Raw genomic sequence first — 26,667 nt, forward strand, 5'->3', positions numbered from 1 at the left:
TGGCCCGCCGACACACAATTTGGTGAATTTGGTTGGAAATTCCCCTAGGATACCCCAGATCTGTCCCCGACAGATGAGGGGAGTCACAGATGCGGATCAATGCCGATTTTTCACAGCGTGTCGCGGTTCACTTTGACGATATTCCCTGGGTGCAAAGCCCGGCCGCCGGGGTCGAGCGGAAGATGCTTGACCGGATCGGCGAGGAAGTTGCCCGCGCCACGACCATCGTGCGCTTTGCGCCGGGCTCGTCCTTTTCCGCGCATACTCATGACGGCGGCGAGGAATACCTCGTGCTGGACGGCGTATTTCAGGACGAAACGGGGGACTTCCCTGTTGGTTCCTACGTGCGCAACCCGCCCACGTCCCGCCACGCGCCAGCGGCCGCAGATGGCGCGATGATCCTGGTGAAACTGCACCAGTTCGATCCCGAAGACCGCCAGACTGTTCATATTGACACTGCTGAGGCCCAGGATCCGCATCTGCCGCTTTACTCCGATCCGCACGAGGATGTGTGTTTGGTGAACTGGGCCCCGGGGCTGGAAGTCTCCTTCACGGCCGAGGGCGGCGCCGAGCTGTTTGTGCTGGAAGGAAGCTATCAGGATGGGGATGAAACCTTTGGCCGCTGGGACTGGCTGCGCCTGCCGCCGGGCGGGCAAATGGATGCCAAAGCGGGTCCAGATGGAGCGCGTGTCTGGATCAAATCGGGGCATCTGACCGAGATGGTGAAAAACTAAGCAAGCGTCTTTCGTAATATAAATCAATAGCATGTCGGCCATTCCTCAGAATTGGCCGATATTTTTTGGTTCATCAAAAATTTTACCAGTTGATAAAAAAACAAACTGTGGCACTCTGACTTGCAGAAAAATAACAGTCAGGGAGACACCCAATGGCGAGTAGCCATCAGGCATCCGGGATCCAGGCTGGACGTTTGTCCGCCCCAGAGATCGCCGAGAATTTCGGGGATCTGCATGCCCCCTATGATCAGCACGAAGCCGCCGTTGCTGCGGATCGTTGCTATTTCTGCTATGACGCGCCCTGCATGACGGCCTGTCCGACCTCGATCGATATTCCGCAGTTCATTCGCGAAATTCAGGCTGGGCATCCGACGTCAGCGGCCAAGACCATTCTGGATCAGAACATCCTTGGCGGCATGTGCGCCCGCGTTTGCCCGACCGAGACCCTGTGCGAAGAGGTCTGCGTGCGCGAAACTGCCGAAGGTAAGCCGGTCGAGATCGGCCGCCTGCAGCGCTATGCCACCGATACGCTGATGGCCAAGGGTGAGCATCCCTTCACCCGTGCCGAGGCGACGGGCAAGCGGGTTGCGGTTGTCGGCGCTGGTCCTGCGGGCCTGTCGGCCGCGCACCGTCTGGCGATGCTCGGGCACGACGTCACCGTCTATGACAGCAAGGACAAGGCCGGCGGTTTGAACGAATTCGGTATTGCCGCCTACAAGTCCACCAATGATTTCGCCGCACGCGAAGTCGATTGGCTGCTGCAGATCGGCGGTATTTCAATGGAATACGGCAAGAAGCTCGGGTCCGAACTGTCGCTTGAGGCGCTGAAGGGCGACTTTGACGCGGTGTTCCTGTCTATCGGTCTGGGCGGCGTCAACGCGCTGCGCAGTGAGGGCGAAGACAAGGACGGCGTGCGCGATGCAGTGGACTTCATCGCCGATCTGCGTCAGGCTGACGATCTGACCACGCTGCCCGTCGGGCGTAATGTCGTGGTCATTGGTGGCGGCATGACGGCGGTCGATGCCGCTGTGCAGTCGAAACTTCTGGGCGCCGAAAACGTCACCATCGCCTATCGCCGTGGCCGCGATGCCATGGGCGCCAGCCGGTTCGAACAGGATCTGGCGGCCTCCAAGGGCGTCAAGCTGATGTTCAACGTGATGCCAAAGGCGATCCATGGCAACGGTGCCGCTGCCGAGATTGAGCTGGAATACACAGAGGTCAAGGATGGCCGCGTAACCGGCACTGGTGAGACCCTGCGCCTGGCAGCGGATCAGGTCTACAAGGCGATCGGTCAGACCCTTGAGGGACAGCCCGACGGGCTGGAAATCGACGGTGGCAAGATCAAGGTCTCGGAAACCGGGCGCACCTCGGTAGCCGGTGTCTGGGCTGGGGGCGACTGTGCCTCGGGTGGCGAAGACCTGACCGTGACCGCCGTGGCCGAGGGCCGCGACGCCGCAATGGACATTCATTCCAGCCTGATGGGCTAAGCCAGCCCGCTGTCCCTGAAACAGGGACAGCAGGCGAGCATGAAAAGGAACAGATAAATGGCTGATCTGACAACTGAATTTCTGGGGATTCAATCTCCGAACCCGTTCTGGCTGGCCTCGGCGCCGCCGACCGACAAGGAATACAACGTCCGCCGCGCCTTTGAGGCTGGCTGGGGCGGTGTGGTCTGGAAAACCCTCGGCTCTGAAGGCCCGCCAGTGGTCAACGTCAACGGGCCGCGTTACGGCGCGATCTGGGGCGCGGACCGGCGTCTGCTGGGTCTCAACAATATCGAGCTGATCACCGACCGCAGCCTTGAGACCAACCTTGAGGAAATCACCCGCGTCAAGAAGGATTACCCGGACCGCGCGGTGATCGTCTCCATCATGGTGCCTTGCGAGGAAGAAGCCTGGAAGGCGATCCTGCCCAAGGTGGAAGCCACCGGCGCGGACGGGATCGAGCTGAACTTCGGCTGCCCGCACGGCATGGCCGAACGTGGCATGGGCTCTGCCGTGGGGCAGGTGCCGGAATACATCCAGATGGTCACGGAATGGTGTAAGAAATACTATTCCAAGCCGGTGATCGTGAAGCTGACGCCGAACATCACCGATGTGCGCTTCCCGGCCCGCGCGGCCAAGGCGGGCGGCGGCGATGCGGTGAGCCTGATCAACACCATCAACTCCATCGTCTCGGTTGACCTCGACAACATGGCGCCCGAGCCGACCATCGGCGGCAAGGGCACCCACGGTGGCTATTGCGGCCCGGCGGTAAAGCCGATTGCCATGAACATGGTTGCGGAAATCGCCCGTGATCCGCAGACACATGGCCTGCCAATCTCGGCCATCGGTGGCGTCACCACCTGGAAAGATGCGGCTGAATTCATGGCGCTTGGCGCGGGCAACGTTCAGGTCTGCACCGCGGCGATGACCTATGGCTTCAACGTGGTGAAAGAGATGATCTCGGGCCTGTCCACCTGGATGGACGAAAAGGGCTACACCTCGACCCAGGACTTCATCGGCATGGCGGTTCCGAACGTGACCGACTGGCAGTATCTGGATCTGAACTATGTCGCCAAAGCGAAGATCAGCCAGGATGACTGCATCAAATGCGGTCGCTGCTTTGCCGCCTGCGAAGACACCTCGCACCAGGCCATCGAGATGAGCGAAGACCGCACATTCACTGTGAAAGATGACGAATGCGTCGCCTGTAACTTGTGTGTCAACGTCTGCCCGGTCGAAGGCTGTATCACCATGGAAGAGGTGCCCGCCGGTCAGGTCGATCTGCGCACGGGCAAGGTGGTGTCGGATCAATACGCCAACTGGACGACGCATCCGAACAACCCCTCGGCCACGGCTGCTGAGTGAGCTTTCGCCCTTAACAATCTGATAACAAATAAAGAGGGGCGCCCGGTGCGGGCGCCCCTTTTGCTCTTTCGGGTGGTGCGACGTGGTTTAACCCGTTGGCGTCAGCATGCGTCGATAGAAGGTATCCAGAAAAGCAGGTGCTGCCTCGAACGGATCTTCTTCTCCCATCAGGGTCCGGACCTGAACGTCGAAATCCGCATAGTGCTGGGTCAGCGACCAGATCGAAAAAATCAAATGTTTGGGGTGGCTGGGCTGCAGTTTTCCCGCGTCCATCCAGCCTTGGATCACGGCGGCTTTTTCCTCGACCAACTGTTTCAGATCGGTCGAGAGCGCCTCCAGCATCCGCGGCGCGCCTTGCACGATTTCGTTGGCAAACAGGCGGCTTTCGCGGGGGAAGTCCTGGCTCATCTGCAATTTGCGCTGCACATAGGCCAGCATTTCCTCCAGCGGTTCACCCTCGGGATCCAGTTCCCGCAAGGGATCCAGCCAGGTATCCAGAAGTTCCGAGAGCAGCGCGGTGAAAATCGCCTCTTTCGACGGGAAATAGTACAGCAGATTTGGCTTCGACAGCCCGGCCTCACCCGCGATCTGATCTACGGTGGCGCCGCGGAAACCATGGGTGGAAAACACCTCAAGCGCGGCGTCCAGGATGGCGGCGCGATTCTTTTTCTGAATGCGGGTTGGGGATCTGTCCTTGGGCATTGGCGGGTTTTTCGTCCTTGGGTGTCCGGGAGTCGGAAAAACGCCTCTATTTCACACATTTCACCTGTAAACCAAGTGTTTTCCCAGTCCTTGTGACGCAATTTCTTGACTGACTGCGCCCTCATGTTAGCTTGAGTTTGACCAGTTGGTCAAATCCGGTCCGAAAAGACTTTGACCAACGCTTCAAAGCCACCAAAATGGCGCCAAGCCAAAAATAGCCCGCAAAACAGACGGGACCAACAGGAAGGAAGCTGCGATGACGTCGCTTGGACAGAATCTGAAGATCAATGGCGATCGGCTGTGGGACAGTCTGATGGAGATGGCCAAGATCGGCCCCGGCGTTGCGGGCGGCAACAACCGTCAGACCCTGACCGATGAAGATGCCGAAGGGCGCGCCCTGTTCCAGAAATGGTGCGAGGATGCCGGGTGTACGATGGGGCTCGATCAGATGGGCAATATGTTTGCCCGCCGCGAAGGCACCGATCCCGATGCGCTGCCGGTCTATGTGGGTTCGCACCTTGATACCCAGCCGACGGGCGGCAAATACGACGGCGTGCTTGGTGTCCTGGGCGGCCTCGAATTAATCCGCTCGCTCAACGATATGAATATCAAGACAAAACACCCCATTGTGGTGACCAATTTCACCAATGAGGAAGGCACCCGTTACGCCCCGGCGATGCTGTCGTCCGGGGTTTTTGCCGGCATCCATACACAGGACTGGGCCTATGACCGCGAAGACGCGGAAGGCAAGAAATTCGGCGATGAGCTGAAGCGGATCGGCTGGCGCGGCGACGAAGAAGTTGGTGCCCGCAAGATGCACGCCTTCTTTGAACTGCATATCGAACAGGGCCCGATCCTTGAGGCCGAAGGCAAGGATATTGGCGTTGTCACCCATGGGCAGGGGCTGAGCTGGACGCAGGTGACGATCACCGGCAAGGATGCGCACACCGGGTCGACCCCGATGCCGATGCGCCGCAATGCCGGCCTTGCCATGGCGCGGGTGCTGGATGCGGTGGACGAAATCGCATGGTCCCATGCGCCGCATGCGGTCGGCGCGGCGGGTCATATCGATGTCTTCCCCAATTCGCGTAACGTGATCCCCGGCAAGGTGGTCTTCACCGTCGATTTCCGCAGCCCCGAGCTGGAGGTGATCGAGGATATGGAACTGCGCCTGCGGGAGCAGGGACAGGAAATCGCCGATGCCATGGGCGTGCAGATCGAGTTCGAGAAGGTCGGCGGCTTTGATCCGGTGAAATTCGATGAAGCCTGCGTGACCGCAGTGCGCAGCGCCGCCGAGCGGCTGGGATATTCCCACCTCGACATTATCTCGGGCGCCGGCCATGATGCCTGCTGGATCAACCGCGTGGCACCGACCGCAATGGTCATGTGCCCCTGTGTCGACGGGCTAAGCCACAATGAAGCCGAAGAGATCAGCAAGGACTGGGCCGAAGCAGGGGCAAACGTCCTGTTCCACGCCGTGGTCGAAACTGCTGAGATCGTGGAATAATCCGGTGACCCTCAAGCCCATGTTCCGGACCCCGCTATTGCGGCGGATGGTCCTACGGTGATCGGCGCCGACCTCTCCATCCCCGATCGGATCAAACATCTGATCGAGACGGAGGTCGCCGAATTCCCGATCACCAGTAACGTGGGCTTTGAAACCCTTGCCGCCTTTCGCAGCGCGCTGTGCGAGCCGGAAGAGGTCACCGTCAATTTTTCCGGCGGCCTGACGCAGGACTGTTGGGCCGTCACCCAGCCGAATGGCGACTACCGGGTGATATATCTGCCGCTAGCGGGCTACTTCTCGCTTTGCGTTGAATCTGTTTTCGGCCCGCTCGCCATCGGCGTACACGGACATGCAATCGGTTGTTTCAGTTCAGTCTGAAACGGATCGAACATATAAATAACAGGGAGTTAGAAACCATGAGTAAAGTCATCAAGAACGGGACCATCGTCACGGCTGACCTCACCTACAAGGCCGACGTGCTGATCGAAAACGGTGTGATCACCGAAATCGGCCCCGATCTGAAGGGTGACGAGCAGTTGGACGCGACCGGCTGTTACGTGATGCCGGGCGGGATCGACCCGCACACCCATCTGGAAATGCCTTTCATGGGGACCTATTCCTCGGACGATTTCGAAAGCGGCACCCGCGCAGGTCTGGCGGGCGGCACCACCATGGTTGTCGACTTTGCCCTGCCGAACCCGGGCGAAAGTCTGCTGGATGCGTTGAAACGCTGGGACAACAAATCGACCCGCGCCAACTGCGACTATTCCTTCCACATGGCCGTGACATGGTGGGGCGAGCAGGTCTTTGACGAGATGAAGACCGTGATCGAAACCCGCGGCATCAACACCTTCAAGCATTTCATGGCCTATAAAGGCGCGCTGATGGTGAACGATGATGAGCTGTACTCCTCGTTCCAGCGCCTGTCGGAACTGGGCGGTATCGCCATGGTGCACGCTGAAAACGGCGATGTGGTGGCCGAGCTGAGCGCCAAACTGCTGGCCGAGGGCAACAACGGCCCCGAGGGGCACGCTTATTCCCGCCCGCCGCAAGTCGAGGGCGAGGCCACCAACCGTGCCATCATGATCGCCGATATGGCCGGTGTGCCGCTTTACGTGGTGCATACCTCCTGCGAGGACAGCCACGAGGCCATCCGCCGCGCCCGCATGCAGGGCAAACGCGTCTGGGGTGAGCCGCTGATCCAGCACCTGACGCTGGATGAAAGCGAGTATTTCAACCAGGACTGGGATCACGCCGCCCGCCGGGTGATGTCGCCGCCGTTCCGCAACAAAAAGCATCAGGACAGCCTCTGGGCGGGCCTTCAGTCCGGCTCGCTGTCGGTGGTGGCCACCGACCACTGCGCCTTCTCGACCGAGCAGAAACGCTATGGCGTTGGCGATTTCACCAAGATCCCGAATGGCACCGGCGGCCTTGAAGACCGTATGCCGATGCTGTGGACCCATGGTGTTGAAACCGGCCGCCTGACGCCGAATGAATTCGTGGCCGTCACCTCGACCAACATCGCCAAGATCCTGAATTGCTATCCGAAAAAAGGTGCGGTTCTGGTGGGCGCCGATGCCGATCTGGTGGTTCTGGACCCGAACAAGACCAAGACCATCAGCGCCGAGACACAGCAGTCCTCCATTGACTACAACGTCTTCGAAGGCAAGGAGGTCAAAGGCCTGCCGCGCTTTACCCTGACGCGCGGCCATGTCGCCGTCTACGACGGGGAAATCCGCACGCAGGAAGGCCACGGCAAATTCGTCGAACGTGAGGCCAACACCACCGTCAACAAGGCGCTGTCGACCTGGAAAGAGCTGTCCGCGCCGCGTCCGGTGGAACGGTCCGGTATTCCGGCAACCGGCGTGTAATTGGTATCAAACAGGAGACGGGCCTCAGCACATGGTGGCCCGGCCTCCCGTCCTATTAAGGCAACGACATGAACAACGAAACGACTACCCAGGCCGGATCCCCCCAGGCCGTCGTCGAAGCGCGCAACCTGGACCTGGTGTTTGAAACCAACGACGGGCCGGTGCAGGCGCTGAAGGATGTAAACCTCACCATCAACAAGGGAGATTTCGTCAGCTTCATCGGCCCCTCGGGCTGCGGCAAGACCACCTTTCTGCGGGTGATGGCGGCGCTGGAACACCCGACCGGCGGCAGCATCACGGTTAACGGCATGACCCCGGATGAGGCGCGCCAGAAACGCGCCTATGGCTATGTGTTTCAGGCGGCGGGTCTTTATCCCTGGCGCACCATCGCCAAGAACATCAAGCTGCCGCTTGAGATCATGGGATACTCCAGGGAAGAGCAGGACAAGCGCGTCGCGCAGGTCCTTGAACTAGTGGAACTTTCCGGTTTTGGCGGCAAATACCCCTGGCAATTGTCCGGCGGGATGCAGCAGCGGGCCAGTATCGCCCGCGCGCTGGCCTTTGATGCCGATATCCTGTTGATGGACGAACCCTTTGGCGCGCTCGATGAGATCGTGCGCGACCACCTCAACGAGCAGCTGCTGAAGCTTTGGGCGCGCACGGATAAGACTATCGGTTTTGTCACCCACTCGATCCCCGAGGCCGTGTACCTGTCGACCAAGATTGTCGTTATGTCGCCGCGCCCGGGCCGGATCACCGATGTGATCGAAAGCACCCTGCCAAAGGAACGGCCGCTCGACATCCGCGACAGTCAGGAGTTCATCGACATCGCGCACCGGGTGCGTGAAGGTCTGCGCGCGGGGCATTCCGATGACGCATAACCCCACGTTGAACCCGAATGGGGAGGGCTGGGCATGAAAAGCTTTTTTGCCGTTCTCACCGTTGTCGCTGCCATCATCGCCTTCTGGTATTCCGCCTGCGTTCCGATGAATATCAAAGGTGTTCTGGATCAGGCAGAACGGGCAGGGGCCGAAATCACCCCGGCGACTGCCAAGGAACGCCGCGATATGGGGACCTTTGGGCTGGTGGCGAAGAACACATTTGCCATTGGAGACACCTGGGCGCAGGACCGCCCGCGCCTGCCCGCGCCACATCAGGTCGCGGTGGAACTGTGGAAAACCACGGTGCAGAAAAAGGTCACCTCAAAACGCAGCCTGATCTATCACGGGCAGGTGACGCTCTCCGCGACGCTTCTGGGTTTTGCCATCGGCACGGGCCTGGGGATCCTTCTCGCCGTGGGTATCGTGCATTCCAAGGTGATGGATATGTCGGTGATGCCCTGGGCTATCGTTAGCCAGACCATTCCGATCATCGCTCTGGCACCAATGATTATCGTGGTGCTTTATTCCATAGGGGTGCAGGGGATCTTGCCAAAAGCGATCATCTCGGCCTATCTCAGTTTCTTCCCGGTCGTTGTTGGTATGGTAAAGGGCCTGCGCAGCCCCGATAGCATGCAACTCGACCTGTTGAAGACCTATAGCGCGAGCACATCGCAGGGCTTCTGGAAGCTCCGGTTGCCGTCCTCGCTGCCGTATCTCTTCGCTTCGCTCAAGATCGGCATCGCGGCCTCGCTGGTGGGTGCCATCGTCGGGGAACTGCCGACTGGCGCGGTTGCGGGCCTTGGCGCTCGGCTTCTGGCGGGCAGCTACTATGGGCAGACGGTGCAGATCTGGTCGGCGCTGTTCGCAGCGGCCATTCTTGCGGCGCTTCTGGTGGCGCTTCTGGGTCTGATCGAACGGGTTGTTCTTAAACGCATGGGGATGAGCGCATGATCGAAGTTGTTTTTGCTGCTCTGGTCTGGATTGCGGGCTGGTGGATCAACAGCCGTTTGGCCAATAGTCCCGCGGCCAAGACGCAAGCTGTGAAGCTGGCCGTTCCGCTGATCTTTGGCGTGACCGTGCTGATCGTCTGGGAACTGCTTGTGCGGGGGCTTGAGGTCTCCATGGTGATCCTGCCTGCGCCTTCGCTGATCGCGGCGCGTTTTGCCACCTCGATCCCGATCCTGTGGCAGGATTTCTCCCAGACCTTCATCAAGGGGGCTTTGTCCGGCTACATCATGGGCTGCGTGGCTGCGCTGCTGATGGCGGTGGCTGTGGATCGCAGCGACTTCCTGCGCCGGGGGCTGCTGCCCGTGGGTAACTTTGTCGCGGCCCTGCCGATTGTTGGTACCGCGCCCATTCTGGTGATGTGGTTCGGCTTTGACTGGCAGTCCAAGGCGGCGGTTGTCGTGGTGATGGTTTTCTTCCCGATGCTGGTGAACACGGTTGCCGGTCTTCGGGAAACCTCGGCCATGCAGCGCGACCTGATGCAAACCTACGCGGCGAGCTATTGGCAGAGCTTTTTCAAGCTGCGCCTGCCGGCCGCGCTGCCCTTCATCTTCAACGGGCTGAAGATTTCCACGACGCTGGCGCTGGTTGGCGCAATCGTTGCGGAGTTCTTTGGCTCGCCCACCGTGGGCATGGGCTTCCGGATTTCCACCAGCGTCGGCCAGCTGGCGCTGGATATGGTATGGGCCGAAATCCTGGTGGCCGCGCTGGCCGGGTCCGCCTTTTACGGCGTGATCGCACTGGTCGAGAAAACACTGACCTTCTGGCACCCTTCGCAGCGGGGCTGAAGATCCATCCACCACCCGGAATACGTCTTCGGGTGGTGGCAAAAACGGCGCTGCGGCCCATGGTTGAACGGTGAAAATGCCGCGCATAACATGGGCGCAGCGCGCTGCTTAATACTTGCGCGCGGGCAGCGATGCCCAAGTTTGATATAGTAAAAAAACTTTGAACAAATGGTCAAATTCGCGCAAGCTCTATCCATAACAACAGGGAGAACCTACCAATGAAACACATTCTGACAGCCGCCGCGCTGGCGCTTGGCGCAGCCGGAGCCGCGCAGGCAGCCGACGACGTTAAGCTGCAGTTGAAATGGGTGACACAGGCACAGTTCGCTGGCTATTACGTGGCGCTCGACAAAGGGTTTTACGAAGAAGAAGACCTGAACGTCACCATCCTGCCTGGCGGCCCGGACATCGCTCCGACGCAGGTGATCGCAGGTGGCGGCGCTGACGTGACCGTCGAATGGATGCCTGCCGCGCTGGCAGCCCGCGAAAAGGGCCTGCCGCTGGTCAATATCGCACAGCCGTTCAAATCCTCGGGCATGATGCTGACCTGCTGGAAAGACACCGGCATTTCTGAGCCTGCGGACCTGGCCAATCGGACCCTGGGCGTGTGGTTCTTCGGCAATGAGTTCCCCTTCATGAGCTGGATGAGCAAGCTGGGCATTTCCACCGAAGGCAAGGGCGAGATGGGCGTCGAAGTGCTGAAGCAAGGTTTCAACGTGGACCCGCTGCTGCAGCGTCAGGCCGACTGCATCTCGACCATGACCTATAACGAATACTGGCAGGTCATTGACGCAGGCGTCTCCCCGGATGAGCTGGTGACCTTCAAGTACGAAGATCAGGGCGTCGCGACGCTGGAAGACGGTCTTTATGTGCTTGAGGAAAACCTCAGCGACGAAGCCTTCACCGACAAGATGGAGCGTTTCGTGCGCGCCTCGATGAAAGGCTGGAAATACGCCGAGTCGAACCCGGATGAAGCGGCTGAGATCGTTCTGGACAACGACGCCTCGGGCGCACAGACCGAAATGCACCAAAAGCCCATGATGAGCGAAGTTGCCAAGCTGACCGCAGGCAGCAACGGCGCGCTGGATGTGGCCGACTATGAGCGTACGGTTGAAACCCTGCTGACAGGCGGTTCTGCCCCGGTGATCACCAAGACGCCTGAAGGCGCCTGGACCCATGCCATCACCGATGCAGCCCTGAAATAAGGCTTTTCGGGCACGTCCCGGACAAAAACTGACCCGCCGCTGCGCTCTGCAGTGGCGGGTTTTTTCATGCCTGTGTGGGTGAAGCCTGGGCTGGCGCCTCAGGATTGTTCCAGGAACCCGCCGTAAAGACCCTGTTTAAAAACCAGCCCTTTGCCCGCCTGCCTGGTGAAGCCGGTCACCTGGCCGAGGATGATCGTGTGATCGCCCGCGTGATGGGCGCTGTGGGCGGCGCAGTCAAACCGCGCAATCACTCCATCAAGGTGTGGTGTCCCATCCTCGGCGGCCTGCCAGTCGACCGGGGCGAAATCATCGCCGCTGCGTGCGAAATGGATCGCCAGATCCAGTTGGTCCTGCGCCATCACATGAATGGAAAATCGCTGCGCCGAAACAAAGGCATCGTGCCGCAGGGAACTGCGCGCCGGGCACCAGAGCAGAAGGGGCGGATCCATCGACACCGAGGTGAAACTGTTGGCGGTGATCGCCAGCGGCCCGTTTTCCGTCAAGGTGGTGATCACGGTGACGCCAGTCGCGAAACATCCCAGTGCGTCGCGATAGGCCCGGAGGGTCTCCGGGCCGGGGGTGATTGTGGTTTCCGGCATGTCGCGCGCCTTCTGTCAGGTCTTGCTCCCGACCTGCCATGCGTCGCCCTGTTTGTCCACAGGGTTCAGGTCCTGCAAAAGGCGACCGTGCTGGCGTGTCTGCGCGATCACATCTCCCAGCGTGGTAAACCCGCGCGCCTCCAGCATCGGCAGCATCCGGCACAGGACCTCGGCCGTGGCGCGGGCATCGCCAAGCGCGGTATGCCGCAGTGCCGTGGGGATGGTCACATCCAGCCTCTCACAGAGTGCATCCAGCGTATGCGGCACCGAGGCGCCGAACAGGACCGCGCTCAGCAGCACCGTATCCAGCACCGGGTGATCCCATGTCAGGCCACTTTCCTTGGCGGCGCAGCGCAGGAATGCCATGTCAAAGGGCGCATTATGCGCGACGATTACCGCGTCCGTCGCGAAATGATGGAAGGTGGCAGAAACGCTTGTGATGTCGGGGGCGTCTTTCACCATGGCATCGGTGACACCGTGCACCCGGGTGGAGGCCGCCGGGATCGGCGCGCCGGGATTGACCAGCAGGTCCAGAGTTTCACCTTCGACGATGCGGCCGCGCAGAACCCGCAGCGCACCCAACTGCACAACGTGGTCCTTATGCGGCAGCAGACCGGTGGTTTCGGTGTCAAACACGGCAAAGGACAGATCGGAAAGGGGCCTGTCCTCGATCCTGCGCGTCGCGGGATTGAGCAGGGCAAAGTCATAGATCAGCGGGCGGGCGGCCTCGGGTGGGATTTCCGCCTCGGCGCTGTCCAAGATCACTACGTAACCGTGCGAATCCCCGAGCGGTTTCAGCTGCACGCCATAGGTCTGGCGCCCATCGGTGCCGGTGATACGGGCGCTGACCTCCTTGCCGGTGCGGATCATCTTCTTATGGGCGGCCTCCAGCAGGTCGCGTTCGAGGTAGTCACCCAGCGAGGCGCCTAGGCGGGCAGGGGCGATCTGGGACAGAACCGCCGCGGCCTGCGCGTCATATAGAACGATCCGGTGATCGGGCGCCGCCATCACGGTAGCAACGGGAACCTCGGAGAGTAGCGTTGTCAGCCGGGCCTTTTCCGCTTCCAGCCGCGCGGTTTCGCGGGCGATAGCCTCGGCGGTGGAGAGGGTCGCGGCGCCCAGCTGACCAGCCAGATCCGAGGCCGCCGGGGCCAAATCGCCAAGGTAGCGCGCCGTGTTCTGATCCAGCGCGGAAGTGACGCCACCATGGGCCCGTGCGCGCAGATGCGCGGCCAGCCGTTCGATCGGCTTGGCGACGTTTTCATCAAACAGAAGCCAGATCCCGGCGCAAATCCCAAGGATGGCAAAGAGGCTGAGCGCGCCGGAAAACACGAAGGCATCCAAAAGCTCTGGCGCGGCGGCCCGGGTATAACCGATCCACAGGGCGACCACGACGGCGGCGATTGCGGCAAGCGCGATCAGGCAGAAAAACAGGAAGATCCGCAGTCTGAGGCTCAGCCGTGTCAGCATCAGACCGCTCCGCAGAATGTGGTCAGAAGGCCGTCGTCTTCGGGCGGGGTGATCCAGTCGACCGTCGCATCATTCGTCCCAAAGGCGCCGCCCGAGGCCACCACGGCGCGGCGCCAGCCGGTGCAGTCCAGCCGCGCGGTCAGGGTGCTGACAGGGGACCAGCGGCCAAAGAAATAGACCTCTGCCAGATATTGCCCGGGCAGCTCGGCATGGCTTTTCGCGCTGGCCACATCAACCGCGGCGAACCGTTCGGTATAGGGCACGAGATAGGTCCAGGGCCGGTAAAGGCTGCGGTTCTGACCGGTTTCAGCCACCACGACCCCATCGGGCAGGGACGCGCGGGTGCGATCGTACCAGCCGTATTCCGAAGCAATCGTAACGCCGATCATTGCCAGGGCAGCGGCCACAGGCGCCAGCCATTTTGGCAGTCGTCCGCCGCTGATCCGTCCCGCCAGCATGACGACGCCTGCGACGGCAATACCGGCAAAGATCACCGCGATCAATTCCAGAAACATCCGTGTTCCTCCCTCGTTGCTGGCCTCAGCCCAGCATCCCCTTGCCGTGTCCCAGCGCCGATTGCATGGTCTTTACCACAACAAAGGCATCGCGCAGATGACTTCGCTCAAAATCCGACAGATCGGAGGGCGCCAGGAAGTTGTCGGGCGCTGTACCGCTGCGAATCTGGTCCGCCTGATGGGTCAGCCGGGTTTCGGCAATCAGATCATAGGCATCCAGCAGATCCCGCGCGCCGGAAGGGCTAAGAACCGAGGTCAGCGCCGCCGCCTCCAGCCGGGCACGGGTGTTGACCGGGGTGAGCCGCGCCTGCAAGGCATAGATCCGCCCCAGATCGACCACTGGCACCACGCCGTTGTGTTTCAGATCCAGCGTATTGCGATGCTCACCCGAGCGGATAGTGGCAATCCCGCGCAAGAGACCAAGCGGCGGCGTGTGTTTCAGCGAATTCGAAATCATATGGGCGGTAAAGATGGAGTTGGCACTGGCCGCCTGTAGCACTTCCTCTTGCAGCCCGTTGAACAGATCACGGTTGCCGCCGATGGGCCGCAGGTCAAACATCACCGAAGCCAGCATCTGCGCCATGGGATCGGGGGTCTTGATCCAGCCGTCAAAATACTGCCGCCATATGCGCAGGGGCTGACGCCAGCGCGGGGTGGTCGCCATCATGTCGCCGGGGCAATAGACATAGCCGCAGGTATTGAGCCCGTCGCAGACGAAACGCGCCAGCGCCTCGAAATAGGGGGCGTCATCCTCTTGCATGGCATCATCGATCATCAGGCAGTTGTCCTGATCGGATACGCCGGTCTGTTCCTGCCGCCCCTGCGACCCGCAGGCCAGCCACAGGTAAGGCACGGGCGGCGGTCCAAGGCGCTCTTCGGCCAGTTTCAGGAGGCGCCGGGTGGCGGCATCGGCGATATCGGTGATCAGGCGGGTGACCACCTCGTGCCGGTTGCCACCTGCCACCAGCTGCATCAGCAGGGCCGGAATGCGGGCGGTGACCCTGGCCATCGCAGCGGCATCCGGGGCGCTGGCGATTTCGGCAATCATCTCGGCCGAGCTCATCGCCTGAAGGCGCGTCAGGTCGGTCTGGGTGACGATCCCCGACAGCTTGCCCGTATCCACCACGGGAACATGGCCGATCCGATGCTCCATCATCGCGTGCAGCACATCGGATGCGATGGCTGAGGAAGGCAGCGTCAGTGGATCGCGCGTCATGATCCACGCAACGGGGGTGGAGATGGGCAGGCCCTCTGCCAGAACCTTTTCGGTCAGGTCGCGGTTGGTGAGAATGCCTTCCAGCGTGTCTCCATCGGTCACGCAGACTGAAGAGATATGATGCTCCCGCATCAGTTGCGCGGCGCTTTGACAGGTGAGGCCGCTGGAGCAGGTGATCGGCTGAGTGGCCATGAAATCAGCAACCCGGCGGGTGGCTAGGCTGATTTGCGCAGGTCCGCCCGGGCGGCGGCGGTCGAAAAAGCGCGCGACCTTGGGTTCGGCCTGCATCAGCGCATCGAAATCGGCGCGCGGCAGGAGCAAAAGCGCGCTCTCGGCGTTGGCAGAGGCGGTGGTAACAGCGATGCCGTCCCGGGTGAGACCACGCTCGCCAAAGGAATTGCGTGGCCCAAGGATGGAGACGGCCATACCGTTCTCGTCAAAGACTTCCACCTCGCCGTGATGCACGAGGTAGAGACCCTGCATTGGCGCACCAAGGGCATAGATCTCTTCGCCTGCATTGGCGTGGATCACCTCGAACTTCGGCGCAAGCTGCGCAAGGCGCGCGGCATCTAGGCTGTCATAGGGGTGCACCGTCTTCAGGAACTGGATCAGACCGTCTGGGGAAAGGGGCATGTCAAAAGCCTGTTGGATAAGCCGGGATAAAAGTCATCCTGCCCGAGTGTGCCCGGACAGGATGGTGAGGAAAAGAGGGCGGGCCAGAATACCGAGGGAGGCGGCCCGCCCGGGGAGGAAACCCTCGATCAGTGGTCCTGGGCAGCACCTGCACCGCGCGGGATGCGGACGCTTTCCACCAGCTCTTCGATCTCGGCCGGGATGGCGTCGGTCGATTTGGACACGAAATAGGCCACCGCAAAGTTCACCATCGCGCCAACCGCACCAAAGGAGGTGGATTTGATGGTGCCCAGCAGCGGATCTGCATCCGTGAAGCTGTTGGTGCCAGGGATGAAGAACCAGCCCTTATGCAGGAAGATATAGATCAGCGTGACCAGCAGACCTGCGATCATGCCTGCAACCGCGCCTTTGTTGTTCACCTTGGTGAAGATGCCCATCATCAGCGCCGGGAAGATCGAGGCCGCCGCCAGACCAAAGGCCAGCGCCACGGTCTGCGCTGCAAAGCCCGGAGGGTTGAGGCCCAGATAGGTGGCCACCGCGATGGCAACGGCCATGGCAACACGGGCCGAAAGAAGCTCGCCTTTTTCCGAGATGTTCGGATTGATCGAGCCCTTGATCAGGTCGTGCGACACCGCCGAAGAGATCGCCAGCAGCAGACCCGCCGCAGTAGACAGCGCCGCCGCCAGACCGCCTGCAGCCACCAGACCGATCACCCAAGAGGGCAGGTTGGCGATTTCAGGGTTGGCCAGCACCAGGATATCCCGGTTGAACTTGGTCAGCTCATTACCCTGCCAGCCGTTCTCCTCGGCTTTGGCCTGCATCTCGGCGTTCTTGTCGTTGTAATACTGGATCTTGCCGTCGCCGTTCTTGTCTTCCCAGTCCAGCAGGCCGGTTTTCTGCCAGGTGGCCATCCAGTCATAGCGGGCGTCATTCTCGATCTGCTCGACCGAGACCGCTTCGCTGTTTGTGCCATTGGGCCACATCATGTCGGTGATGTTGAGACGGGCCATGGCGCCAACAGCCGGGGCAGTCAGATACAGCAGCGCGATGAAGACCAGCGCCCAGCCTGCGGACCAGCGTGCATCGGACACCTTGGGAACGGTGAAGAAGCGCATGATCACGTGCGGCAGACCGGCGGTACCGATCATCAGCGACAGGGTGAACAGCACCATGTTCAGCGTATCGGCGTGGTGGGCGGTATATTCATTGAAACCCAGCTCGCGCACGATGGCGTCGAGTTTCGCCAGAAGAGGCTCACCCGAGGCAACGTGATCGCCAAAGAGACCCAGCGCCGGGATCGGGTTGCCGGTCAGTTGCAGCGAGATGAAGATGGCCGGAATTGTATAGGCCATGATCAGCACGACATATTGCGCGACCTGCGTATAGGTCACGCCCTTCATGCCGCCGAAGACCGCATAGGCAAAGACCACACAGGCACCGATCAAGAGACCGGCGGTGTTGGACACCTCAAGGAAGCGACCAAAGGCAACGCCCACGCCGGTCATCTGGCCGATCACATAGGTGGTGGAGGCGACGATCAGGCAGATCACCGCCACGATACGCGCGGTCGGGCTGTAGAAGCGATCGCCGATGAATTCCGACACGGTGAACTTGCCGAACTTGCGCAGGTAAGGCGCCAGCAGCAGTGCCAGCAGCACGTAGCCACCGGTCCAGCCCATCAGGAAGGAGGAGTTGTCATAGCCGGTAAAGGCGATGAGACCCGCCATCGAGATGAAGGAGGCTGCCGACATCCAGTCCGCTGCCGTGGCCATGCCATTGGTGACGGGATGCACACCCCGGCCGGCCGCATAGAATTCAGATGTGGAGCCAGCACGGGCCCAGATCGCAATGCCGATATAGAGCGCAAAGGACGCGCCCACGAACAGTAGGTTGATGGTAAACTGATCCATGATCATTCCTCCTCGACGCCGAATTCACGGTCGAGACGGTTCATTCGCCAGGCGTAGAAAAAGATCAGGCCCAGGAAGACCAGGATCGATCCCTGCTGGGCAAACCAGAAGCCCAGGTCGGTGCCGCCGACGGCGATGCCCGAGAGCATCGGGCGCAGCAGAATGCCGAAACCGAATGAAACGACAGCCCAGATCACCAGGCTGATGAGAATGATGCGCACATTGGCCTGCCAATAGCCCTTGTCGGCCTCGGCTGCCTTTGCGGCATTGGTTGTGTGGTCCGCCATGGCGGCTCCTCCTTGCTACGGGTTCTGCCTGCCTTGCGCCGGGCGCTGGGCAAGCCTTCTCTGTTTGCCTGCGTTGCCCGCGTTGAAACGGGCAGCCATCAGGCATTAGTCCTTTGGTTGCCAAAGCGAGCTTTGGCGGGTCCATCGGGTATTTCAGGGTTTGGGATGGCCCCCCGGCGGCCGCAGAGCCGACCGGGGATCCGGGTATTGGCCGGGCCTAGGGCGCGGCGGTCTTTACAATCTTTGCCAACCCTTCGGCGACCGCATCAATCTGGCCCATGGCGTCGATCTTCTGCAGCACGCCCTTGCCGTCGTAATAGGCGATCAGCGGGGCTGTCTGTTCGTGATAGGCCGCAAGACGGCTTGCCACTGTTTCGGCATTGTCATCGGCGCGCCGCTTCATCTCGGTGCCGCCGCATTTGTCGCAGGTGCCAGCAACTTTCGGCTGCTTGAACGTGTCGTGATAGCCTTCGCCGCAGCCGCCGCAGGTGTAACGCCCGGCGACGCGGGTCACCATGGCATTATCGTCCACCTCAAGGCTGATGGCAGCGTTGATCTTCTGGCCGGTTTCGGACAGCAGCGCATCCAGCGCCTCGGCCTGAACGGCGGTGCGGGGGAAACCATCAAGGATCACGCCCTTGGCGCAGTCGGGTTCGCCCAGACGGTCGCGCAGGATGGCGATCACGATCTCATCAGAGACCAGACCACCGGATTCCATCACGGATTTCGCGGCTTTGCCGGCCTCGGTGCCTGCAGCCACGGCGGCGCGCAGCAGATCACCGGTCGACAGCTGCACCAGACCAAAGCTGTCTTCCAGCATGCGGGCCTGTGTGCCCTTCCCGGCGCCCGGAGGGCCGAGAAGGATCAGAACAGCAGGGCGGGTCATCACGTTCGTCGACATGCGGTTACCCCTTGTTCGCGCGGTTGGCGATCAGATCGTCCACCACCGACGGATCGGCGAGGGTTGAGGTATCGCCGAGCGAGCCAAAGTCGTTTTCAGCGATCTTGCGCAGGATGCGGCGCATGATCTTGCCTGAGCGGGTTTTTGGCAGGCCGGGCGCCCATTGGATCACGTCCGGGCTGGCAATCGGGCCGATCTCGGTCCGAACCCATGTGCGCAACTCCTTAAGCAGCTCGTCCGAAGGCTCGCGGTCGTTCATCAGGGTGACATAGCAATAGATACCCTGTCCCTTGATCTCATGCGGGTAGCCCACCACGGCGGCCTCGGCCACTGCGGCATGCGCCACCAGCGCACTTTCGACCTCGGCGGTGCCCATTCGGTGACCGGAGACGTTGATCACATCATCGACACGACCGGTGATCCAGTAATCGCCATCTGCGTCGCGGCGGCAGCCGTCACCGGTGAAGTAATAGCCTTTGTAGTCGGCGAAATAGGTCTTCTCGAACCGTTCGTGATCGCCCCAAACGGTGCGCATCTGGCCGGGCCAGCTGTCCTTGATGCACAGGACACCTTCGACACCGTTGCCTTCGATCTCTTCGCCGGATTGCGGGTCCAGAACCACCGGTTTGACGCCAAAGAAGGGCTTCATCGCCGCGCCGGGTTTCAGCGCATGGGCGCCGGGCAGGGGGGTCATCAGGTGACCGCCGGTTTCGGTCTGCCACCAGGTGTCGACGATGGGGCATTTGCCCTTGCCGACGACATCATTGTACCAGTTCCAGGCTTCCGGGTTGATCGGCTCACCCACTGTGCCCAGCAGGCGCAGCGAGGACAGATCGCATTTCTCGACCCATTCGTTGCCTTGGCCCATCAGCGCGCGCAAAGCGGTGGGCGCGGTGTAAAACTGGTTGACCTTGTGCTTTTCGCAGACCTGCCAGAAGCGGCTGGCGTCGGGGTAGGTCGGCACGCCTTCAAACATCAGCGTGGTGGCACCATTGGCCAGCGGACCATAGACGATATAGCTGTGGCCGGTGACCCAGCCCACATCGGCGGTACACCAGTAGATATCGCCATCGTGGTAATCAAAGGTAATCTCATGCGTCATCGCCGCATAGACCAGATAGCCGCCGGTGGTGTGCACCACGCCCTTGGGCTGACCGGTCGAGCCGGAGGTGTAGAGGATGAACAGCGGATCCTCAGCGTTCATCTCGGCAGGCTTGCAGTAGTCGTTCGCCTCGATCGCCATCTCGTTGTAATCGTAATCGCGCCCGTCGATCCAAGTGGTCTGGCCGCCGGTGCGTTTCACCACGAGGCATTTCACCGTGTCCTTGCAATGCAGCAGTGCCGCATCGGCATTGGATTTCAGCGGCGTCTTGCGGCCACCACGGGGGGCTTCGTCGGCGGTGATGACAACCTTGGCGTCCGACCCGTTGATCCGTGCCGCCAGCGCATCGGGGCTGAAGCCGGCAAAGACGATGGAGTGGATGGCGCCGATCCGGGCGCAGGCCAGCATGGCATAGGCGGCCTCGGAGATCATCGGCATATAGATCACGACCCGGTCGCCTTTGCGCACACCCATGGTTTCTAGGATGTTGGCCATCCGGCAGGTGCGGCGATGCAGTTCCTTGTAGGTGATGTGCTGAGCGGCCTCGTTCGGGTCGTCCGGCTCGAAAATGATGGCGGTCTGGTCGCCGCGGGTTTCCAGGTGCCTGTCGATGCAGTTGGCCGCCACGTTGAGCGTGCCATCGGCATACCAATTGATCGACACGTTGCCGAAGTTGTAGTTCACATCCTTCACCGAGGTGAAAGGCTTGATCCAGTCGATCCGTTTGCCCTGTTCACTCCAGAACCCTTCGGGATCTGCGATCGAGGCCGCATACATCTCTTCGTATTTGGCGGCGTCCACATGGGCGCGCGCAACAACGTCGTCCGACGGCGGATACACTTTGCCTTCAGGCTGCGTGGTCATCTGGTGTCCTCCCTGACTTCCCTTCAGTTTGTCACCGGACAGCCACGGGGGCCGGGTGTCAAACCGTTTCCTTCCTCGACGGCCATAATAGGGAAAGTTGAAAATTTGTGAATAAGGGGCCGGAAAGTAACGATTTGTTTGTGAATGAATTTCCTGCGTGCCTTGCACTTGTAAATTTTCAGGGCGAAATCCGTGCAAAACCCAATTTTTACGGGTGATTGGGAGTCAACGATACCGGCACTCTGCCTGGGCGGGTATGGGGCTTTTGTGCAAGATTTCCGAAGGGAGGGGGTGTTGCTGTCGGTACGGACATGCGGCAAATCGCGCGCGGATCCGCACGCCGTACCTTTTGCCGGGTTCTGAGGTGGGCTCACGGAGCTGTCAGCAAAACGTCCGGGCCGGGGCTTGGCAGTGCGCCGCCTTACAGGTAGCTTACTGCGCAAGCGTTCCAAAGGACAATGTCCACGACTGCAAGGAACGCAGAATGGGAGAGATACAACATGAATAAACTTCTGACTGCCGCCGTGGCGGCTGCTGCGGGATTTGCAATTGCCGGTGAGGCCGCTGCGACCGAATGGAACGTTTCGGTCTGGGGCAAACGCCGCGCCTTTACTGAGCATGTCGAGAAACTGGCCGAACTGGTCAGCGAAAAGACCGATGGCGCCTTTACCATGAACGTCAGCTATGGCGGCCTGTCGAAACCGCGTGAGAACCTGGACGGGATCTCGATCGGTGCCTTCGAAATGGCACAGTTCTGCGCCGGCTATCACCGCGACAAGAACCCGTCGATCACCGTGCTGGAGCTGCCGTTCCTGGGCGTGAACAACCTGGCCGAAGAAGTTGCCGTCAGCCACGCTGTCTATGCACATCCCGCCGCTGCCAAGGATCTGGCGCGCTGGAATGCCAAGCTGCTGATGACTTCGCCCATGCCCCAGTACAACCTGGTCGGCACCGGCGAGCCCCGCGACGAGCTGGCTGAATTCGACGGCATGCGTGTGCGCGCGACCGGTGGTCTGGGCAAGGCCTTCGAAGCCGTGGGCGGGGTCCCGACCTCGGTGCCTGCGACCGAAGCCTATAACGCGATGGAATCGGGCGTTGTTGATACGGTCGCCTTTGCGCAGCACGCGCATCTGTCCTTTGGCACCATCAACAAGGCAGACTGGTGGACCGCGAACCTGAACCCCGGCACCGTGAACTGCCCGGTTGTGGTCAACACCGACGCCTACGACATGCTGAGCGATGCCGAGCGTGAGGCGCTGGACAGCTCGGTTGACGAGGCGATTGCGCATTACCTCGACAACTACGGCAAGCTGCTGACCAAATGGGACAGCGTGCTGGAAGAAAAAGGCGTTGAGAAAGTCATGATCTCGGAAGAACAGCTGGCCGCGTTCCGCGCCAAGGCTGCCGACCCGATCCGTGAACAGTGGATCAAGGACATGACCGCTCAGGGCATTCCGGGCCAGGAACTCTATGACCTGGTGATGAAAACTCTGGAAGACACACGCGCGGGCAACTAAATCCCGCGTTGCAGGAGCAGGCCGGGACCACTCTCCCGGCCTGTTTTTGTTTCCGTTCTCTTGAAATGAAAGGTGGGGGCCATGGCGGGAAACGCCGCGGTATTGGAAGACGACAGTCTTGTCAGTCGTCTTGACAGACGTTTGTTGCAGGTCGAACAGGTGCTGGCGCTGATCAGCGGTCTGGCGGTCTTTTCTCTTATGGTGCTGGCAGTGGTTTCTGTGGGCGGGCGGAATGCCTTTAACGCCCCGCTGCCGGGGTATGTCGACTGGATCGAACAGGCGATGCCGCTGATCGCCTTCATGGGCATTGCCTATGTGCAGCGCGAAGGTGGTCATATCCGTATGGATATCGTGATTGGTGCCCTGCGCGGCCGGGCCCTGTGGCTGTTCGAACTGTTCTCGGTGCTGTTGATCCTTGCGTTGATGATCTGCCTCGTCTGGGGCAGCTGGGCGCATTTTGCGCGTTCGTTCGATTTCGCCGCGCCCCTGTGGAGCCGTGACAGCTCGATCGACATCGGTATTCCGCTCTGGCCGGCCAAATTGCTGGCGCCGGTGGCCTTCTCGGTTCTGTGCTTGCGTCTTGTGCTGCAGGTTTGGGCCTATGGGCGGGCGCTGGTTCTGGGGCTGGACGCTCCGGCAGCAGTGCCGCTGATTCAGGATGCCGCCGCGCAGGCCGCCCATGAGGCAGAGATGCTGACCGGCCATGACGACGCGCCCGGCGACGGCGCCGACTGCCGAAACTCTCAAGGATAGGAAAAGCACATGGAACCGATTGAAATCGGCCTGTGGGTCACGGGTTTTCTGTTGATCCTGGTCGTCACCGGCATGCGCGTTGCCTTTGCCGCAGCTCTGGCCGGTCTGGTTGGGCTGACATGGATCTTCTGGGCCAAGTTTGGCTATGATCCCTCCCGCTTTACAAAGGCGCTGACCATTGCCGTTAAAACCGCCGGGCAGGTGCCACATTCCAAGGTCTCAAGCCAGGCATTGTCGCTGATCCCGACCTTCATCCTGATCGGCTATCTGGCCTATTACGCAGGTCTGACCAAGGCGCTGTTTGAGGCAGCCAAACGCTGGATCGCCTGGTTGCCGGGCGGGCTTGCGGTTTCGACCGTTTTTGCGACCGCCGGCTTCGCCGCCGTGTCTGGCGCCTCTGTTGCGACTTCGGCGGTGTTCGCACGGATCGCGATCCCGGAAATGCTGGCCATCGGATATAACAAGCAGTTCGCGGCTGGCGTTGTGGCAGCAGGGGGCACGCTGGCCTCGCTAATCCCGCCCTCGGCGATCTTGGTGATCTACGCCATTATCGTTGAACAGGACGTGGGCAAGCTGTTGCTCGCGGGCTTTATCCCCGGCGCCTTCTCCGCAGTGATCTACGGGCTGCTGATCGTCGGCATCGCGATGATCTTCAAAACCGTCGGCCCACCGGTCAAAGGCTTCACTTGGAAGCAGCGGTTTGCGGCCCTGCCGGGCGCGCTGCCGATCATGTTCGTGGTCGTGATTATCATCTTCTTTGTCTACAATCCCTTTGGCGAAGCCTGGGGCACCCCGACAGAAGGGGGCGCACTCGGCGCCTTTGTGGTCTTCCTGATGGCGCTGTGGCGCGGCATGAAATGGGCCGAGCTCAAGTCGGCGCTGCTGGAAACCGCGAAACTGGCGGTGATGATCTTCTCGATCATCTGGGGCGTTCTGATCTACGTGCGCTTCCTCGGTTTTGCCGATCTGCCGGGCGCGTTTTCGGACTGGATCACCTCGCTTGAGATGTCGCCGATGCTGATCCTGATCTGCATCCTCTTGGCCTATGCGGTGCTGGGGATGTTCATGGACGCCATCGGGATGCTGCTGCTGACCTTGCCGGTTGTCTACCCTGCGGTGATGGCGCTGAACGGCGGCGAAGCCGTGTCGGCTGCGGATAGTGCATTCGGCATGAACGGCACCATGTGTGCGATCTGGTTCGGCATTCTGGTGGTGAAGATGGCTGAGTTCTGCCTGATTACACCGCCAATCGGTCTCAACTGCTTTGTTGTGGCCGGGGTACGGGATGACCTGACGGTGCAGGACGTGTTCAAGGGCGTGACACCCTTCTTCATCGCCGATGCCATTACCATCGCGCTGCTGGTCGCCTTCCCGGGGATTGTGCTCTACCTGCCATCGCTGGCTGGATAAACGCAAACCGCAGCACAAAGAAAGCAGGCCGTCCCTCATTCTGTGAGGGGCGGTTTTTTGTTTGAAAGCCAGAAAATGGGTAGCGGGTATGCCTTGGGGTACTAGCTTTTCCTGATTCGAAACGCCGGTGCTATCGTTAAATGTACGATAAATGAAACTGCGGTCGCAATGCGATCACTTTGCTGCCTGCTCATTTTTTGAGCGTTATCCGTTTGAAAAGTAAGTAGACATCCCAATCCACATGCGAAAGCGCGCTTGATTACGCCTTTTGGATGTTACAGCCACGCATCTGCACTTTTGATCGGAGAAACACAATTGTCTAAATCTTAAATATTGAAGGCGCTAATTCCGCAAATTCATCGTGAAAAATTGTATCACGATGAGATCTTGTAAATTGTAGTGAGGACAAACAATGGTGCGTGACACTCAGGATACCCTTGCAAAGTTTGCTTTGACGGGGAACGACCACGAACAATTGGTTCGGGCTGGCAAGATGGTCATGCCGATCCTTGATGATGCCCTCGAACATTTTTATTCGTTTGCGGTCGCAGATCCCGAGATCGCGCAATTCTTTCCGGACGACAGCGTGATGGCCCACGCCCGGTCCGCGCAAAAAAAGCACTGGCAGCGGCTTCTGTCCGGTACCTTTGACGAGGCCTACTTCGCCTCAGCCGAACGTGTCGGCACGGTGCATTTCAAGATCCAGTTGCCCTTTTCGATGTACCTCTCCGGCTATTCGCGGGCCAATGCATATATCCAGCAGCGCTTGCTAGAACGCTCTGGGGCGCTTTTGGGTAAATTCGCCAAGCGCAAACATGGGGAAATCCTTGGCACATTGACCCGTGCCTTTGCCTTTGACACCTATCAGGTGATTGAGGCCTATTTCGCGGCGCAGAAGGCAGAACAGGACACGGCGTTTAAGTATCTGAGTGACGGAATTAAGCGGATGTCGGAACGGGATCTGTCGCAGAGCATCCCCGGCCCCGATGAAAGCGACTACCCCGCACGCTACGATCAGGTGCGCCAGTCGTTCAACGAATTGATGGGCTCTATGCGGGATATCATCGTTACCATTCAGGACTCGACCGGCAATCTGAACCGCGTGGCCAGCGAGGTGAGCCAGTCTGCTGGGGATCTGTCCCGCCGGACCGAAACCCAGGCGGCGACGCTGGAAGAAACCGCCGCGGCGGTGGAAGAGATCAACAACAGCATGCGTTCCTCAACAGAATCGACATCAAAGACCGAAGAGGTGGTTCTCGTCACCCGGAACAACGCCGCAACAGGAAATGAGGTCGCCGAACAGGCGGTCCTGAAAATGCGCGAGATTTCGGAGTCATCGGTGCAGATTTCCCAGATCATCAGCGTCATCGACGACATCGCCTTCCAGACCAACCTGCTGGCGCTGAATGCCGGGGTCGAGGCGGCCCGTGCAGGCGATGCCGGTCGTGGCTTTGCCGTGGTAGCCTCCGAGGTGCGGGGACTGGCGCAGCGTGCCGCCAATTCCGCAAAAGAGATCAAAAGCCTCGTGACGTCCAGCACGCAGCATGTCGATGCAGGCGTCGCGATGGTGGATCAGGCGGGGGCCGCGCTTACCAGTATCGTTCAGGAGATTGAGACGGTTTCGGGGCTGACGGCAGATATCGTCAATTCGGCGCGGGCTCAATCTACAGGCCTGTCTGAGATTTCGGTTGGCGTGTCGCAGCTTGATACCGTGACGCAGCAGAATGCGGCCATGGTCGAGGAAACGGCTGCCGCCATTATGTCCCTGCAGCAGGATACACAGGTGCTGTCGGATCTGGTCGGAACCTTCCGGGTGTCAGGGAACGCACCAGTGCCTATCGGAGTCACAAGGGCGGGCCTGTCGGAGGCTCCGTTGGAGTTGCTGCCGCGCGCCGTCGGGTACTGAGGCTCATGCCCGGCCTGTAGACCGTGGGGGGCGGAGAACAGC

General features: G+C 60.5%; 23 protein-coding genes. 14 read left to right on the top strand and 9 right to left on the bottom strand.

All coding sequences use genetic code 11. From position 1 onward, the window contains the following. The first annotated feature begins 89 nt into the window (after positions 1 to 89). From SM763_RS13080 to preA, 3 genes are all read left to right on the top strand, one after another. The gene (locus SM763_RS13080; RefSeq protein WP_368998785.1) at positions 90 to 734 is read left to right on the top strand and encodes a cupin domain-containing protein; all 645 of its coding nucleotides are present in this window, start codon (positions 90 to 92) and stop codon (positions 732 to 734) included. 152 nt (positions 735 to 886) lie between these two features. After that, complete coding sequence (locus SM763_RS13085; protein ID WP_065270528.1) at positions 887 to 2,221, top strand: NAD(P)-dependent oxidoreductase; 1,335 nt, start codon at positions 887 to 889, stop codon at positions 2,219 to 2,221. Positions 2,222 to 2,278: 57 nt separating this feature from the next. After that, on the top strand, positions 2,279 to 3,583 hold the full coding sequence (gene preA, locus SM763_RS13090; protein WP_368998786.1) for an NAD-dependent dihydropyrimidine dehydrogenase subunit PreA: 1,305 nt from the start codon (positions 2,279 to 2,281) through the stop codon (positions 3,581 to 3,583). A gap of 87 nt (positions 3,584 to 3,670) precedes the next feature. Here the strand turns inward: preA and SM763_RS13095 are convergent, their stop codons facing one another. Beyond that, positions 3,671 to 4,285 (bottom strand): TetR family transcriptional regulator C-terminal domain-containing protein, encoded by a 615-nt coding sequence (locus tag SM763_RS13095; RefSeq protein WP_065270526.1) that lies wholly within the window; start codon positions 4,283 to 4,285, stop codon positions 3,671 to 3,673. A gap of 256 nt (positions 4,286 to 4,541) precedes the next feature. On the opposite strand from SM763_RS13095, the gene SM763_RS13100 reads away from it, so the two are divergent. The 7 genes from SM763_RS13100 to SM763_RS13130 all read left to right on the top strand — a co-directional run bounded on the left by SM763_RS13100 (position 4,542) and on the right by SM763_RS13130 (position 11,542). After that, positions 4,542 to 5,792 (top strand): Zn-dependent hydrolase, encoded by a 1,251-nt coding sequence (locus tag SM763_RS13100; RefSeq protein ID WP_368998787.1) that lies wholly within the window; start codon positions 4,542 to 4,544, stop codon positions 5,790 to 5,792. Between the two features lie 57 nt (positions 5,793 to 5,849). Next, complete coding sequence (locus SM763_RS13105; RefSeq protein ID WP_368998788.1) at positions 5,850 to 6,170, top strand: hypothetical protein; 321 nt, start codon at positions 5,850 to 5,852, stop codon at positions 6,168 to 6,170. A 38-nt stretch (positions 6,171 to 6,208) separates the two neighbouring features. Further along, positions 6,209 to 7,663, top strand: coding sequence for a dihydropyrimidinase (gene hydA / locus SM763_RS13110; RefSeq protein WP_065270523.1), 1,455 nt, complete (start codon positions 6,209 to 6,211; stop codon positions 7,661 to 7,663). Between the two features lie 68 nt (positions 7,664 to 7,731). After that, a complete protein-coding gene (locus SM763_RS13115; RefSeq protein WP_065270522.1) occupies positions 7,732 to 8,544 on the top strand; it encodes an ABC transporter ATP-binding protein in 813 nt (270 codons plus the stop codon). A 33-nt stretch (positions 8,545 to 8,577) separates the two neighbouring features. Further along, positions 8,578 to 9,495 (top strand): ABC transporter permease, encoded by a 918-nt coding sequence (locus tag SM763_RS13120; RefSeq protein ID WP_368998789.1) that lies wholly within the window; start codon positions 8,578 to 8,580, stop codon positions 9,493 to 9,495. Next, on the top strand, positions 9,492 to 10,337 hold the full coding sequence (locus SM763_RS13125) for an ABC transporter permease (RefSeq protein ID WP_274829054.1): 846 nt from the start codon (positions 9,492 to 9,494) through the stop codon (positions 10,335 to 10,337). Before SM763_RS13120 ends, SM763_RS13125 begins: the two co-directional genes overlap by 4 nt. 218 nt (positions 10,338 to 10,555) lie before the next feature. After that, complete coding sequence (locus tag SM763_RS13130) at positions 10,556 to 11,542, top strand: ABC transporter substrate-binding protein (RefSeq protein ID WP_368998790.1); 987 nt, start codon at positions 10,556 to 10,558, stop codon at positions 11,540 to 11,542. A gap of 98 nt (positions 11,543 to 11,640) precedes the next feature. Here the strand turns inward: SM763_RS13130 and SM763_RS13135 are convergent, their stop codons facing one another. The 8 genes from SM763_RS13135 to acs all read right to left on the bottom strand — a co-directional run bounded on the left by SM763_RS13135 (position 11,641) and on the right by acs (position 21,039). Continuing rightward, positions 11,641 to 12,141 (bottom strand): flavin reductase family protein, encoded by a 501-nt coding sequence (locus tag SM763_RS13135; RefSeq protein ID WP_065270518.1) that lies wholly within the window; start codon positions 12,139 to 12,141, stop codon positions 11,641 to 11,643. Between the two features lie 15 nt (positions 12,142 to 12,156). After that, a complete protein-coding gene (locus SM763_RS13140; protein ID WP_368998791.1) occupies positions 12,157 to 13,611 on the bottom strand; it encodes a 3'-5' exonuclease in 1,455 nt (484 codons plus the stop codon). Beyond that, a complete protein-coding gene (locus tag SM763_RS13145) occupies positions 13,611 to 14,126 on the bottom strand; it encodes a hypothetical protein (protein ID WP_347508792.1) in 516 nt (171 codons plus the stop codon). The genes SM763_RS13140 and SM763_RS13145 overlap by 1 nt, the downstream gene beginning before the upstream one ends. Before the next feature lie 25 nt (positions 14,127 to 14,151). Beyond that, positions 14,152 to 15,975, bottom strand: coding sequence for a DUF294 nucleotidyltransferase-like domain-containing protein (locus SM763_RS13150; protein ID WP_368998792.1), 1,824 nt, complete (start codon positions 15,973 to 15,975; stop codon positions 14,152 to 14,154). A 128-nt stretch (positions 15,976 to 16,103) separates the two neighbouring features. Next, the gene (locus SM763_RS13155) at positions 16,104 to 17,885 is read right to left on the bottom strand and encodes a sodium:solute symporter family protein (protein WP_274829061.1); all 1,782 of its coding nucleotides are present in this window, start codon (positions 17,883 to 17,885) and stop codon (positions 16,104 to 16,106) included. A 2-nt stretch (positions 17,886 to 17,887) separates the two neighbouring features. Next, positions 17,888 to 18,172 carry a DUF4212 domain-containing protein gene (locus SM763_RS13160; protein WP_065270513.1) on the bottom strand — a complete coding sequence of 95 codons (285 nt, stop codon included), beginning with the start codon at positions 18,170 to 18,172 and terminating at the stop codon, positions 17,888 to 17,890. Between the two features lie 217 nt (positions 18,173 to 18,389). Beyond that, positions 18,390 to 19,073, bottom strand: coding sequence for an adenylate kinase (locus tag SM763_RS13165; RefSeq protein WP_368998793.1), 684 nt, complete (start codon positions 19,071 to 19,073; stop codon positions 18,390 to 18,392). 4 nt (positions 19,074 to 19,077) lie between these two features. Continuing rightward, positions 19,078 to 21,039, bottom strand: a complete 1,962-nt coding sequence (gene acs / locus SM763_RS13170) for an acetate--CoA ligase (protein WP_368998794.1) — start codon at positions 21,037 to 21,039, stop codon at positions 19,078 to 19,080. Between the two features lie 500 nt (positions 21,040 to 21,539). Between acs and SM763_RS13175 the strand changes: the two genes are divergently transcribed. From SM763_RS13175 to SM763_RS13190, 4 genes are all read left to right on the top strand, one after another. Further along, positions 21,540 to 22,556: a C4-dicarboxylate TRAP transporter substrate-binding protein gene (locus tag SM763_RS13175; RefSeq protein WP_065270510.1), complete on the top strand. Its 1,017-nt coding sequence runs from the start codon at positions 21,540 to 21,542 to the stop codon at positions 22,554 to 22,556. 81 nt (positions 22,557 to 22,637) lie between these two features. Further along, entirely contained in the window at positions 22,638 to 23,309 is a 672-nt protein-coding gene (locus SM763_RS13180; RefSeq protein WP_368998795.1) for a TRAP transporter small permease subunit, read from the top strand. Positions 23,310 to 23,318: 9 nt separating this feature from the next. Beyond that, a complete protein-coding gene (locus SM763_RS13185) occupies positions 23,319 to 24,719 on the top strand; it encodes a TRAP transporter large permease (RefSeq protein ID WP_065270508.1) in 1,401 nt (466 codons plus the stop codon). A gap of 412 nt (positions 24,720 to 25,131) precedes the next feature. Continuing rightward, complete coding sequence (locus SM763_RS13190; protein WP_065270507.1) at positions 25,132 to 26,625, top strand: globin-coupled sensor protein; 1,494 nt, start codon at positions 25,132 to 25,134, stop codon at positions 26,623 to 26,625. Positions 26,626 to 26,667 lie beyond the last annotated feature (42 nt).

Origin of the sequence: Pseudophaeobacter sp. C1-32P7 (assembly GCF_041008775.1) — a bacterium.
GTDB classification, from domain to species: Bacteria; Pseudomonadota; Alphaproteobacteria; order Rhodobacterales; family Rhodobacteraceae; genus Phycobacter; species Phycobacter gallaeciensis_A.

Excerpts from the sequence above, each read along its gene's own strand:
- SM763_RS13080 (WP_368998785.1), top strand. The coding sequence starts at position 90 with ATGCGGATCAATGCCGATTTTTCACAGCGTGTCGCGGTTCACTTTGAC.
- SM763_RS13085 (WP_065270528.1), top strand. The coding sequence starts at position 887 with ATGGCGAGTAGCCATCAGGCATCCGGGATCCAGGCTGGACGTTTGTCC.
- preA (WP_368998786.1), top strand. The coding sequence starts at position 2,279 with ATGGCTGATCTGACAACTGAATTTCTGGGGATTCAATCTCCGAACCCG.
- SM763_RS13095 (WP_065270526.1), bottom strand. The coding sequence starts at position 4,285 with ATGCCCAAGGACAGATCCCCAACCCGCATTCAGAAAAAGAATCGCGCC.
- SM763_RS13100 (WP_368998787.1), top strand. The coding sequence starts at position 4,542 with ATGACGTCGCTTGGACAGAATCTGAAGATCAATGGCGATCGGCTGTGG.
- hydA (WP_065270523.1), top strand. The coding sequence starts at position 6,209 with ATGAGTAAAGTCATCAAGAACGGGACCATCGTCACGGCTGACCTCACC.
- SM763_RS13115 (WP_065270522.1), top strand. The coding sequence starts at position 7,732 with ATGAACAACGAAACGACTACCCAGGCCGGATCCCCCCAGGCCGTCGTC.
- SM763_RS13120 (WP_368998789.1), top strand. The coding sequence starts at position 8,578 with ATGAAAAGCTTTTTTGCCGTTCTCACCGTTGTCGCTGCCATCATCGCC.
- SM763_RS13125 (WP_274829054.1), top strand. The coding sequence starts at position 9,492 with ATGATCGAAGTTGTTTTTGCTGCTCTGGTCTGGATTGCGGGCTGGTGG.
- SM763_RS13130 (WP_368998790.1), top strand. The coding sequence starts at position 10,556 with ATGAAACACATTCTGACAGCCGCCGCGCTGGCGCTTGGCGCAGCCGGA.
- SM763_RS13135 (WP_065270518.1), bottom strand. The coding sequence starts at position 12,141 with ATGCCGGAAACCACAATCACCCCCGGCCCGGAGACCCTCCGGGCCTAT.
- SM763_RS13140 (WP_368998791.1), bottom strand. The coding sequence starts at position 13,611 with ATGCTGACACGGCTGAGCCTCAGACTGCGGATCTTCCTGTTTTTCTGC.
- SM763_RS13145 (WP_347508792.1), bottom strand. The coding sequence starts at position 14,126 with ATGTTTCTGGAATTGATCGCGGTGATCTTTGCCGGTATTGCCGTCGCA.
- SM763_RS13150 (WP_368998792.1), bottom strand. The coding sequence starts at position 15,975 with ATGCCCCTTTCCCCAGACGGTCTGATCCAGTTCCTGAAGACGGTGCAC.
- SM763_RS13155 (WP_274829061.1), bottom strand. The coding sequence starts at position 17,885 with ATGGATCAGTTTACCATCAACCTACTGTTCGTGGGCGCGTCCTTTGCG.
- SM763_RS13160 (WP_065270513.1), bottom strand. The coding sequence starts at position 18,172 with ATGGCGGACCACACAACCAATGCCGCAAAGGCAGCCGAGGCCGACAAG.
- SM763_RS13165 (WP_368998793.1), bottom strand. The coding sequence starts at position 19,073 with ATGTCGACGAACGTGATGACCCGCCCTGCTGTTCTGATCCTTCTCGGC.
- acs (WP_368998794.1), bottom strand. The coding sequence starts at position 21,039 with ATGACCACGCAGCCTGAAGGCAAAGTGTATCCGCCGTCGGACGACGTT.
- SM763_RS13175 (WP_065270510.1), top strand. The coding sequence starts at position 21,540 with ATGAATAAACTTCTGACTGCCGCCGTGGCGGCTGCTGCGGGATTTGCA.
- SM763_RS13180 (WP_368998795.1), top strand. The coding sequence starts at position 22,638 with ATGGCGGGAAACGCCGCGGTATTGGAAGACGACAGTCTTGTCAGTCGT.
- SM763_RS13185 (WP_065270508.1), top strand. The coding sequence starts at position 23,319 with ATGGAACCGATTGAAATCGGCCTGTGGGTCACGGGTTTTCTGTTGATC.
- SM763_RS13190 (WP_065270507.1), top strand. The coding sequence starts at position 25,132 with ATGGTGCGTGACACTCAGGATACCCTTGCAAAGTTTGCTTTGACGGGG.